Here is a 10461-nt window from a genome sequence, read left to right as displayed (position 1 = left end):
AGGAAGGCGCACTGCCCCCGGGAGACCACACCCGCCAGGTCAGGTTCCTTCTCACCGTCCTCAACGGCCTCTCCGTCGAACGCGCCCTGCCCACCGGCGAATCCGTCCTCGCCGCCGAGACCGAAACCCTCAACGCCGCCGTCGACCACATCCTCACCACCGGCCCCGTACCACCCGCCGGACCGCCCCGCCCGTGAACCGGACCAACCACCCCACCGCACCGGTCCCCCACTGCGAAGAATTACCTCTTCGGTCGGCTCGACGTCGTCGCGCAGGCAGCCCGACTGCTGGGCGCGGGTGATGAGCGCGCCGATGGCGGGGTGGAGGCGTTCGAGGGGGGCTGCCAGCAGGTCCCTGCCGTGTGCGCCACCCAGCAGGGCTTCGCGCAGCCCTCGGGTCCTGGCGAAGTGCTACGCACTCATGGAGGAGAAGAGCACGAGGGACTCCCGGGGGCCCGCCCGGACAGTGCGGTCCTCCGTCGGCGTCACCATGCGCTGCACTTCGCTCGAAGAGGGCGTCGCACTTCGCTCGCGAAGACGGCGTCGCTGAGTTCCTCGCGGTCGGCAGAGCGGCGCGGCGCGCGGACCGCGAAACCGCACCGCTCGCCCCCGTCACGTCTGCGGCGGAGTCCTCGCACCCCGCACATGCTGAGATCCAATTAGACCGTGGGGGGAGGGTCGCAGTGGCACCTGCCCTGTGCGTCACAGTAGACGAACGGCTTCCCCTGCTCAGCGCACTTGTCGAAGCAGTCTTGGAAGTTGCAGTACCCGTCGCGGGTGCAGTTGGCGGCAGGGGCGGGTGTGGAGACGGCAAGGGCGGGGGCGCCGGTGAGGATCCCGCTGAACGAGAGGAATCCCAGGAGTGCGACGGTGGCGGCCATACGGCGCATGACGTTCCCTTTCTGGCGGAGGTGACGGCTCGGAGGCCGCGGGTCCCCACAAGGTGTTGCCCCGGGCCGTGCCCCCGAGTGCCTCACCACCCGTTTGCAGGACAAGCGAACGGACGAGCCGATCACGCACCGATGTAGCCGGCCTGCCTCGTAGGCACCCAACTCCCATGCGGGGCAGGCGAACGCCCGACGGCCGGGTGCCTGACGCTTGCGGATGCACGGCGGCGTGCGGGGCGTGAGGCCCCTCTCGTTAACCTTTGCCTCGTTACCGTCCTGTCCGGATACGTTCGAGGCGCTCGGGGAAGGGGAAAAGCCCGAGGATGCACGATGTACGTGAGAGTGCCGCAGCGGCTCTGCGGCGGGTGAAGTGGCTCCGGGACCCCATGGTCGTTCAGGCGCTGCGCTCGGCCGCCGCGGCGTCGATCGCCTATGTGATCGCGGTGCGGCTGACCCCCGACAAGTCGGCGGCGCCGCTCACCGCGCCCCTCACCGCTCTGCTGGTCGTCCAGGTCACCTTGTACGCGACGCTCAAGATGAGCATCCGCAGGGTGAACGCCGTGGTGGCCGGTGTCCTGGTCGCCATCGCCTTCAGCCAGCTGGTCGGACTGAGCTGGTGGAGTCTGGCGCTGGTGATCGTCGCGGCGTTGGCCGTCGGACACCTGGTGCGGGTGCACGAGTTCGTGGCCGAGGTGGCGATCAGCGCGATGCTGGTGCTCGGCGTGACCGCGCACGGGGCCCTGGCATGGGCGCGGGTCGTGGAGACGCTGATCGGTGCGATCGTCGGTCTCGCCTTCAACTTCGTGCTCGCGCCCCCGGTGTGGGTGGAGCAGGCGGGCGAGTCGATCGAGAGACTGGCCAGGCGGGTGCGGCAGCTGATGCTGAGGATGGGCGAGGAGGCCGCGGGCAGCACGGCGTTCCACGAGGCGGCGGCCCGGCTGCACGAGGCCCGCCGCCTCGACCACGAGATCGGCGAGGTGGACGAGGACCTCCGGCAGGCCGAGGACAGTCTGCGGCTCAACCCCCGCGTGCGCGAGGGGCTGTTGCACCGGGTGGTGCTGCGTTCCGGCCTGGACACTCTGGAGATCTGCACGGTGGTCATGCGGGTGCTGGCCCGCACTTTCACCGACCTCGCGAAGGAACGGGAACCGGAGCCGCTGTTCCCGCCCGAGACGGGTGCCACGATCGAGCAGCTCCTGTCCGAGATCGCCGACGCCGTGGTCAGCTTCGCGGTACTGGTCACCACCAGCGCCAGCGATGACGCCGAGTCCGCCGAGGAGCGGCTCTCCGCCGAGCTGCGGCAGGCCGCGGTCACCCGGGACAAGCTGGCCGGACTGCTCCTCGACGACGTCCGGCGCGACCCGCGGCAGTGGCAGTTGCAGGGCGCGGTGCTGACCGAGGTCAACCGCATGATCGACGAGATGGACACCGAGCACCGTTCGCGCCGGCTCCTGGAGGAACTGGACCGGCACACGCGTGAGCAGCGTGAACGCATGCCGCGGCTGACCGGGTTCCGCGACCGGATGAGGTCCCGGCGGCGGAAGTGGAACCGGGACGGGGCCGCGCGGCGTACTCGTTGAGGACGACGGAGGCCGCCCCGGCCGGGTGCAGATCGGGCGACCACCGCAGGACGAGCAGGAGCCGGAAGCAGGGGGCGCAGGAATGACCGAACTGAGCGTGCGGATCGATGGGAACCGGCTGTTGCTGCCAGGCGGTGCGTCGGTGCGCTTCATCCGGACCCTGCGGCTGCCCGAGACGGGCACCCATCCGCTGCCACCGGGGCTCGGCGAGTTCCCGGTCCGCCGGATCGCCGACTACGCCGACACCGTGCCCGAGGCGTGGCGGGCACGCGGCGGTGTGATGCTGCCGGTGTATCTGCGCGAGGCGATGTGGCTGAGTTTCGCCGGTACCAGGGAGCCGGCCGCGCTCCAGGTCGGGGTCGGCAAGGTGTGCGCGGTCTCCGGTAAGCCGTGGTGCGGCCGGCTCTCACGCGATCCGCAGAACTACGTCGTGCTGCCGCGCCAGCCCTGGTTGGACGGCATCAACTCCGGGACGGGCACGGTCCGTCAGTTCGTCGCCGTGCCGCTCGGCATGGGGGCGACGGTCGAGGGCCAGGTCACCGGTGAGGAGGTGTGGGGCGGGGTCCAGTTGCAGACCTTCACGCTGAACGACGCCGAGCTGGCGCGCTGGCGGGAGGAGGAACGACGCCGTGCCGAACTCGCGCGCCGTGCGGCGCGGTCAAGCGGTGCCTACGGCGCGCCGATGGCGATGGCCGCCCCGGCCGCCTTCGGTGCCGCCCCGGCCGCTCCCAGCGCGGCCCCGGTGGCACCGGCCATGGGACTCGGCGTCGGGGGGACCATGCGCCAGGAGGTCTACCGTGACGAGCGGCCGCCGTCGGACTGGGCCGAGCGGCCGGCGGGCCGGGTCTTTGTGCATCTGGTGACGCCGCCGGAGTGGCGCCGCATCACCGGCGAGGCCCCGCCGCCCTCCCCGGTGGACCGGGCCGCGTACACGCGCGCGGGCCTGCCCTGGTACGACTACTACGACCAGGACGCCCACGACCTGTCGCCCGCCGAACCGCTCCAGGACGTCAAGCCGGTCGGCGACTGGATCGGGGACGACCACGAGCCGTGGCATGCGCCCGCACCGCAGCAGGTCCGGCCGCTCAAGGACGCACAGGGCGAGCCGGTGGAGGACGGAGACTGGTAGGCCAGGGGCCGGCGCTCGCCGCCGGGCGCGCCGGCAGGCCCCGCGCTCGCCGCCGGGTGGCGATCCACGGGTGACATGGTCGTGCGCAGCGTGGACCTGCTCGACCAGTTCGATTCCTTCGCCGACGTCGCCAGGATCGCGCCGCGCCCGCTGCTCATGATTGCCGGCACCGAGGCGGTGACCCGTGGGTTCTCGGAGAAGGCGGTCGCCGGCAGCCCCGGGGATGCCGAGCTGTTCCTCGTCGAGGGCGCCACCCACGTCGACCTGTACGACCGCGACCCGTACGTGACTGCTGCCGTCGCGAAGCTGGTCGAGTTCTTCAGCAAGCACCTCGCCTGAGTCGGCACGGCCGGGGCGTCCGGGGGAGACCTCGTCCGGGCGTGGGGGAGAGGCCCCGGTCAGGGCGGGGTGCCCCGGACAAGGGCCGGGCTCTGGAACGGCGCGAAGACACTGGTCGCAGCCACTCGCCGAGGGGCACCGTCTCGGCGCTGCACGTCGGCTACATGGACACCGAGATGGCCGCCGACGTGCCCGCCGATCAGAAGACCGCCGCCGCCGATGCCGCGGCCCACGCTCTGCGCGGCATCGAGACCGGCCTGCCCGAGATCCTCGCCGACGAGACCAGCCGGTACGTCAAGCAGAGCCTGTCCGCAGCACTCCAGCCGGTCGCGAGCTGACGCTCCCCCTCGGCCCCGGCGCGGACGCCGGTGTCCGCAGGTCGTGTAACGCATGAACTGAACTGACGGGAGAGCTGATCTCCGCCCCGTGACCGACATCAACGGTCACAGCGGAACACCGTGAGGGCCGCCTTCGAGGAGGTGCACAGCACAGCGGCGCGACTACGTGCGACTCGGGCACTTCGATTCCGTCATGTCCGCGCAGCCGGCGCCGCCGGGGGCGGCGCCGGCCAACTGTCACTCCGGGATTACCTCGACACGTTCGCCGTTGCGGAGGTACTCCGGCAGATACTGCTGCTCCGGTGCGAGGGGGAAGCCGAAGTCGTGTGCCAGGCTCGCCATCGCCAGCGGACCCAGTGCGACGCGGGCGCGCGGGGCCGTGGAAGCGCCCCAGTAGGCCGCATGCCCGGTGAGAGCCTCGTCGAGCGTCTTGGCGAAAGCCTCGGGATCACGGGCGAGCAGCCGGTGGAGGAGGGCCACCGGCTGGTACTCGACAGCGTCGACGAACTCCACCGGCGCGTGGCTCAGCGCGTCGCCGTAGGACGTCTGCATCGCCGCGGACAGCTTTCCCACCACCTCGTCCATGGAGCTGTCGGGCCGCACGTACGTCTGCAGGGCGTCGATCCAGTGCAGCAGGTACGCGTCGGCGCAGCCGTCCTGGCGCAGTACCTCCATCGGAACCCGGGCCAGACGCTGGATCCGCGACTGCTGACGACAGATCACGGCGAGGTAGAAGGCATCGAGCCAAGCGCGGGCGTCGGCGGGCGGCTGCGCCGGGAAGGCGGGCAGCGGACGCTCCAGGTTCTCGCCGAGCGCGCAGGTCTGTGGCTCGGAGCCGGTGAACAGCGCGGAGCCGAGCTGCACCGCGGTGGCCCAGGCGTCCCAGGTCTCGACCGTCGAGGCGCGGGGGTCCTGGGCGCAGTGCGCATGCGCCAACTCCACGAGCTGCGTGAAGGCCGCGTGGAGCCCGGTCGTCTCCTGCGGTAGCCGGTCGAGCGCTTCGCCCGCAGCGCTCAGCAGCCGGGGCACGTCAGCGGCTGCCGGTGCAGTGCTGCGAGTGATCCGTCCGGCCTCGTCGAGGCGGACGAGGGTGCGCAGTCGCGCCATCAGCTCCGGCGGTGGCTGCAGGGAGAAGGTCCTGCTTTGTTCGTCGAAGCGCGTGAGGCAGGTCAGCCGGCCCTCGTGCCACCAGTACACGCGCGGGGACAGTGAGCCCGGCCCGTCCTCGTACGCGCCGAGCGCGTAGGCGGCAAGGGAGTTGATCGCCTCGGCCACCGTCGCGTCGGCGAGCGGGTGGTAGGCGAGCAGGTGCCGGGTGGGGACGACGACCAGTGCGCCGGCCTGCGGCAGGCTCGCGCCGGTGAGCCGGTGGTGCAGCTGTGACAGGTACAGCGCCTTGCTCGCGACGAACGGTGAGTCACCGTAGACGGACTGGAGGACCGCACCCCCTTCGAGGGGTATCTCCTCGTGCTCGACGGGCACGTCCATCAGATTGCTGCGCGCGGCGTCGGCCAACGCCTGCGGGTCACCCACTCGTTCGACGTCCTGGTCGGTGAGCATCCGAACGGATCGAGGCCGGTCGAGGGCGTAGGCGAAGACCAGATCATCGGCGATCAGGCGCGCGTAACCCAGGGCGGCGCCTGCCTCGGGGGTAAGGGCGTTGTGCGGCAGCAGCCGGGCGTGCACGCCGTGCAGCAGTTCCTGCGCGCTTTCCCCGCCGCCGGCATCCTCGCGCAGATGTGCGGCCTGCTCGCCGGTGAGCAGGGGCAGTTCGGGATCGGGTGTGTGGTTCGGACCGTGCTGTTCCATCTGGCCGACCCTACACATGGCCTTTACGCGCCCGCTCGTGTGCCGATCCCCGTCGACGGTGAACGGGTCGTCGTGCTGGGCCGCTACGGCCCGGTCAACAAGGCTACGGACAAGTCGATGGACATGCGCGTCGCGCACTGCTTCGTCGTGCGCGGCGGGAAGGCCGTGCGCTTCGAGCAGGTCATGCGCTTCCGGCAGACCGTGCGCTTCGAGCAGATCGTGCGCTTTGAGCAGATCGTCGACTCCGCCGGAATCCGCGCGGCCACGACCGCCTGACATCGCCGTTCACCCGCGGGGTCACCTGTTCAGCACGGCAGCGAGCCCGCCCGTATCCGTCGGCCCGCTCGCCACTTCGGCGATGGGGCGCCTCCTCTCGTGGCTGCTGCTTCCCTGCTGCTTTCCTGCTTCTTCCCGGCGAAGCGTTCCGCGAGCCCTCCTACGGGAACTGCTTCTCCTCACGGCCGATGTCGTCGATCGGGCCGAGGATCGTCCAGCCGGGCCCGAGGGGGCGGGTGGAGCGGAAGCCGTGGGCGTCCGCGTACTCCTCGGCCTCCTCCGCGGTGTCCTCGGGAGCACGCATGATCGTGTAGCGCGGGGGGTCCTCGTGGTAGAAGCGGTAGAACGTGCGGCCCTCGTCCTTGGACTGGTAGAGGATCACGCTGACGCCCCGGAGGGCGTCGTACACCTTCTGGTCGCGCAGGGGCGTCGTCGTGCAGGTGTCGGAGGGGCGGCCGGGCTCGCGCACGCAGGTCCGGTACTGGCTCCAGTCGATGCGTTCGGCGCGGGGGTGTTCCGCGATCAGCTTCCGCATCCGGGCGTCGGCCCTGGCGAAGGCGTCCTCGCGGCGGTCGTACTCCTGCTGCAGCCGGTTGAAGCGCTGCTCGTCGAACCCGCTGCCGAAGTGGGCTTCCAGGCCCGCGAGGACGGCGACCCGCCAGACCAGGTACCCGGCCGTCACGACGAGCAGCGTGACGACCAGGACCCGGCCCGGTGAGCGCCTGTTCGGCATCAGGTCGGTGAGGTCAGAACGTGCCGCTGATGGGGATCTCGATGTCCGCCTGCGCGATCGGCGGGGGGTACTTCCCGTCGAACCGGTCATAGTGCTGGAGCGTAAACCAGTCGATGAACCCGTACTCCGTGATCTCGTCGTCCGGGTCGAGACCGAAGTGGTCGTAGGAGTGGAAGACGAGCTTGCCGGAGAAGGAGTTGTCCTCGACCTTGTAGTCCTTCAGCGCGATCGTGTGGCCGTGGAACTGGTGGATCGCGATGGAGAGGGCGCGCTGGTTGGCGTCCCAGAGCGAGAAGTCGTACACCGGGTACTTCACGTCCTGGCGGAGGAACTCCTGGAAGAGGAAGTTCTTCGACAGGTCCTCCTGGACATTGAGCTGATCGGTGCGGCCCTTGTTGTCGACGAGGGACTGCTTGATGATCTGGCTGGCCTTGTCGGTGTACGTCTTCTCCTGCGGCGAGGCACCGACGGCGCGGGAGAGGGCCGTGCCGGAGCCGCGGTACAGGTAGCGGCCGGGGTCGAAGTTGTCGTCGACGGTGACCGTGCCCGCGCTCTGGCCGCCGCGGCCGTAGCGGAAGGCGTCGCGGAGGTCGTCGACGGACTGGGCGTAGTCGGCGTCGGCGCCGAGCTTGCCGAAGTTCATGATGTCGTTGAACTCGGCCCACATCAAGGACTCGGGCGTGATGCGGGCGACCCAGAACGCCCAGCCGAGGTCGGTGAGTTCGTCGAAGTTGTAGTCGTTGAAGGTGAGGTCGTCGGCGACGCGCGGATCGGCCGGGACAGGCGGGTGCTGGGGGTCGGGGGCCTTGCGGCGGCCCTCGCGGAAGGCTGATTGATGGATCAGCAGGTCGGTCGGGGGCAGGTCGCCCGGGTCACCCGGCTCTCCGCCGCCGGGGCCGTCGGAGAGGATTCGCTTGCCGGGGGCCGTGGGGCCTGCCTTGTCGAAGGCGTGGCTGTCGAGGACGACGTACTTGGCGGAGCCGTCGGCGGTGGCCGTGATCGTGTTGCCGCTGCGCTGCTGCCCCGACTGCTTGACGAGGTGGCGGGCCTTCTCGTCGTAGCGGTAGAGGGCCGGTGCGGTGCCCTCCGTACGGTCGGGGTCGAGGCGGAAGGTGAGCCTTGCGGCGCTGTCCGCGGGGGCGGAGACCTGGAAGCCGCCGAGGTAGCCCGGAGTGGACCCCGGGAACTCCCTTTGGGCGGCGGGGAGTTCGGCGACCTGGAAGCCGCCGACCTGTTTGGCGCGCAGGCCCTTGAGCGTGGCCTCGGCGGCGGTGGTGCCGCCGTCCGCGCGGCGGGTCACGTCGAAGGCGGAGTTCTTGGCGCGGGGGGAGGCGTTGAGCCTCATCTCCTCGCCGTCCTGGACGCCGTCGCCGTCGGTGTCGGTCTTGGTGGGCTCCGTGCGGAGCTTCAGCTCGCGGGCGTCCGTCAGGCCGTCCTGGTCGGTGTCGGCGCGGGTGGGCGTGGTGCGGAGGTTGAGCTCGCGGGCGGACGTGAGGCCGTCCTTGTCGGGGTCCTCGGCGCCGTCCTTGGTGCCGTCGCCGTCGGTGTCGGCCTTGAGCGGGCTGCTGAAGCGGTAGCCGAGCTCGGCGAAGTCGGAGAGGCCGTCGCCGTCGGTGTCCTCGGACTTGGGGTCGAGCTTGGCGCGCACCTCCAGGTCGTCGGGGAGGCGGTCGCCGTCGGTGTCCTTCGTCGGCGAGATGCCGTGCTTGGCGAAGGACGCCCAGGTCGGGGTGTCGGTCTCGGCGCCGGGCTCGGCGCGGTACCAGACGGTCTCGGTCCTGCCCGGCTGGAGGGTGTTCGTGGGGCCGACGCCCTGGAGCGTCGTGCGCGCGTCCTGGGGGGCGGCGAGCTTCGCGGCTGCGGTCTCCGTGATGCGGTCGGAGAGTTCGAAGGTCAGCGACCATTTGGAGACGGGGTGATCGGAGACGTTCTCGAGTTGGAGCCGGGCGACGTACGAGCCCTCCGTCGCTCTGCCGCGTAGGGCGGCCGGGACCTGGCTCCACGCCGCGTCGCCGGGGGCGACCTGGCGGTAGGAGACGTCGACCGTGTTGTCGCTGTACAGCGTTGCCCCGTCGGCGGCCGCGGCGTCGCCGGGGGATCCCGCGACGGCGGGCACGGCCGTGCCGAGGAGAAGGAGTAAGGCCGCGCCGAGGGGCACGGTGGCGCTTCTGTTCATGGGGCCTCCCATGTCTGAAGACATGCCTGATGTCCCGTAGCTGCCTTTGTGTCACGGCAGTTCGGAGTCAAACGGGGAAGCTAGCAGAGATGGGGGATGGCCCCCAAGGTGTGGTGGAGGCGGAATCGAGGTGTTGGGGAGATTGGTAAGCCCTGTTCCGCTTGTGTTCTTGCTCTGGCTGGGCACCAGCCTGGCGACCGAGGAGGAGCTCGCGGCCAACGGCGGTGACGTGCTCCTCCCGAGCAATCCGACCTTCGAGTCGTACACACGTGGTCCTGTCCGGCGGCTTGGTCACCGTGGTGGGCACGGTGCGCGCCTGAGCGTGTGCGGCCAGGCCGGCCCTCGGTGGGGGTAGGAGGTGGTGAGCGGGTGACCTGTGCTGGAGGGCTTGCGCTGCTTCGAATTACTGTGGGTCTCCGGCAGGGGCAGCCTTGGTGGCACTTTGTGTCGCGGTGTCGGGATCGATGCCTCGGTGCCGCAGCCGCGTGCGGACCCCCTCCCACCGCTCAGCGGGCAACTCCCACCCGACCGCCGATCCGGTGTCACTCGCCGAGAAGGAGATACCTGATCCCGTCGGCCCCCAGATCTCCGCTGAGATGGTGTGGGGCACGAGGGTGATGAACCATTCGCGCTGCCGTTCGTCCGCCAGGTCCAGGACAACGGCGGTCTCCCCTTCCCGAGCGCCCGTCGCACCGGCAATGGCGGTGAGGGCGGCCTGGGCAACCGCAGGCCAGGGGAGGTCAGAAATGAGATCAATGTCCGTCGAAGTCGCGTCAGGTGCCACCTCCCGGATGACCTCTTCCAGCACCGTGTGCGCTGTTTCGGGGGCAGTGCCTTCCAGGAGGGAGAGGTGAAGCGGACGTAGTCCCTGGCCCTCGCGGCCGCCAAAGGACCGTGCGAACTCGGTGAGCGCGCGCGAGAGTGCGTGTGTGGCGGACATCGTGCCGGTGTCTCCTCCGGTGAGGTTTTGCGCTGCTTGCTACGTGAATTGCCAGTGTGCGGCGGCGCGCTGGGGGGTGGCGTGGGGGAGGGGTGGCCAGAGAGCCCGGTGGTGGCTGTTGCCGATGGTCGGCGGGCCGGTGCACACGGCAGCCGACTACCCCGCACACCCGAACGTGTCCTGTACGGAAGGCTTCGTTCACGGGGGTGGGTTCTGGCTCAACGTTCTCCGGAGCGATCGCGGGAAGTGAGCTGC

The 10461-nt window shown here is 70.4% G+C and carries 8 protein-coding genes and 4 pseudogenes; 6 read left to right on the top strand and 6 right to left on the bottom strand.

The genetic code is table 11. The features are described from left to right. A pseudogene (locus ACFWVV_RS33470) lies at nt 1–197 on the top strand (TetR/AcrR family transcriptional regulator); the annotation flags it as partial. A gap of 51 nt (nt 198–248) precedes the next feature. Here the strand turns inward: ACFWVV_RS33470 and ACFWVV_RS33465 are convergent. Both ACFWVV_RS33465 and ACFWVV_RS33460 read right to left on the bottom strand, forming a co-directional pair. After that, a pseudogene (locus ACFWVV_RS33465) lies at nt 249–392 on the bottom strand (TetR/AcrR family transcriptional regulator); the annotation flags it as partial. 266 nt (nt 393–658) lie between these two features. Next, nucleotides 659–889 (bottom strand): hypothetical protein, encoded by a 231-nt coding sequence (locus ACFWVV_RS33460; protein ID WP_384356726.1) that lies wholly within the window; start codon nt 887–889, stop codon nt 659–661. A gap of 320 nt (nt 890–1209) precedes the next feature. Between ACFWVV_RS33460 and ACFWVV_RS33455 the strand changes: the two genes are divergently transcribed. From ACFWVV_RS33455 to ACFWVV_RS33440, 4 genes and pseudogenes are all read left to right on the top strand, one after another. Then, complete coding sequence (locus ACFWVV_RS33455; protein ID WP_384356729.1) at nt 1210–2466, top strand: aromatic acid exporter family protein; 1257 nt, start codon at nt 1210–1212, stop codon at nt 2464–2466. Between the two features lie 82 nt (nt 2467–2548). Continuing rightward, nucleotides 2549–3595 carry a hypothetical protein gene (locus ACFWVV_RS33450; protein WP_384356732.1) on the top strand — a complete coding sequence of 349 codons (1047 nt, stop codon included), beginning with the start codon at nt 2549–2551 and terminating at the stop codon, nt 3593–3595. Nucleotides 3596–3670: 75 nt separating this feature from the next. Then, the gene (locus ACFWVV_RS33445; RefSeq protein WP_384356735.1) at nt 3671–3934 is read left to right on the top strand and encodes an alpha/beta hydrolase; all 264 of its coding nucleotides are present in this window, start codon (nt 3671–3673) and stop codon (nt 3932–3934) included. Nucleotides 3935–4059: 125 nt separating this feature from the next. Further along, nucleotides 4060–4272 (top strand): annotated as a pseudogene (locus tag ACFWVV_RS33440) (short-chain dehydrogenase); the annotation flags it as partial. A gap of 237 nt (nt 4273–4509) precedes the next feature. Here the strand turns inward: ACFWVV_RS33440 and ACFWVV_RS33435 are convergent. Then, nucleotides 4510–6081, bottom strand: a complete 1572-nt coding sequence (locus ACFWVV_RS33435; RefSeq protein WP_384356738.1) for an immunity 49 family protein — start codon at nt 6079–6081, stop codon at nt 4510–4512. A gap of 51 nt (nt 6082–6132) precedes the next feature. Here ACFWVV_RS33435 and ACFWVV_RS33430 point away from each other — a divergent pair. Beyond that, nucleotides 6133–6357 (top strand): annotated as a pseudogene (locus ACFWVV_RS33430) (hypothetical protein); the annotation flags it as partial. 160 nt (nt 6358–6517) lie between these two features. Here the strand turns inward: ACFWVV_RS33430 and ACFWVV_RS33425 are convergent. The 3 genes from ACFWVV_RS33425 to ACFWVV_RS33415 all read right to left on the bottom strand — a co-directional run bounded on the left by ACFWVV_RS33425 (nt 6518) and on the right by ACFWVV_RS33415 (nt 10206). Further along, the gene (locus ACFWVV_RS33425) at nt 6518–7090 is read right to left on the bottom strand and encodes a hypothetical protein (RefSeq protein WP_384356741.1); all 573 of its coding nucleotides are present in this window, start codon (nt 7088–7090) and stop codon (nt 6518–6520) included. A gap of 13 nt (nt 7091–7103) precedes the next feature. After that, entirely contained in the window at nt 7104–9266 is a 2163-nt protein-coding gene (locus tag ACFWVV_RS33420) for a DUF3289 family protein (RefSeq protein ID WP_384356744.1), read from the bottom strand. Between the two features lie 403 nt (nt 9267–9669). Further along, nucleotides 9670–10206: a hypothetical protein gene (locus ACFWVV_RS33415; RefSeq protein ID WP_384356747.1), complete on the bottom strand. Its 537-nt coding sequence runs from the start codon at nt 10204–10206 to the stop codon at nt 9670–9672. Nucleotides 10207–10461 lie beyond the last annotated feature (255 nt).

It is taken from the genome of Streptomyces sp. NPDC058663 (assembly GCF_042716745.1).
GTDB lineage: Bacteria > Actinomycetota > Actinomycetes > Streptomycetales > Streptomycetaceae > Streptomyces.
This window is presented reverse-complemented; position numbering and strand designations above follow the sequence as displayed.

What these genes read in the sequence shown, in the direction of transcription:
- ACFWVV_RS33415 (WP_384356747.1), bottom strand. Translation starts at nt 10,206, where the DNA reads ATGTCCGCCACACACGCACTCTCGCGCGCGCTCACCGAGTTCGCACGG.
- ACFWVV_RS33450 (WP_384356732.1), top strand. Translation starts at nt 2,549, where the DNA reads ATGACCGAACTGAGCGTGCGGATCGATGGGAACCGGCTGTTGCTGCCA.
- ACFWVV_RS33420 (WP_384356744.1), bottom strand. Translation starts at nt 9,266, where the DNA reads ATGAACAGAAGCGCCACCGTGCCCCTCGGCGCGGCCTTACTCCTTCTC.
- ACFWVV_RS33425 (WP_384356741.1), bottom strand. Translation starts at nt 7,090, where the DNA reads ATGCCGAACAGGCGCTCACCGGGCCGGGTCCTGGTCGTCACGCTGCTC.
- ACFWVV_RS33445 (WP_384356735.1), top strand. Translation starts at nt 3,671, where the DNA reads ATGGTCGTGCGCAGCGTGGACCTGCTCGACCAGTTCGATTCCTTCGCC.
- ACFWVV_RS33460 (WP_384356726.1), bottom strand. Translation starts at nt 889, where the DNA reads ATGCGCCGTATGGCCGCCACCGTCGCACTCCTGGGATTCCTCTCGTTC.
- ACFWVV_RS33435 (WP_384356738.1), bottom strand. Translation starts at nt 6,081, where the DNA reads ATGGAACAGCACGGTCCGAACCACACACCCGATCCCGAACTGCCCCTG.
- ACFWVV_RS33455 (WP_384356729.1), top strand. Translation starts at nt 1,210, where the DNA reads ATGCACGATGTACGTGAGAGTGCCGCAGCGGCTCTGCGGCGGGTGAAG.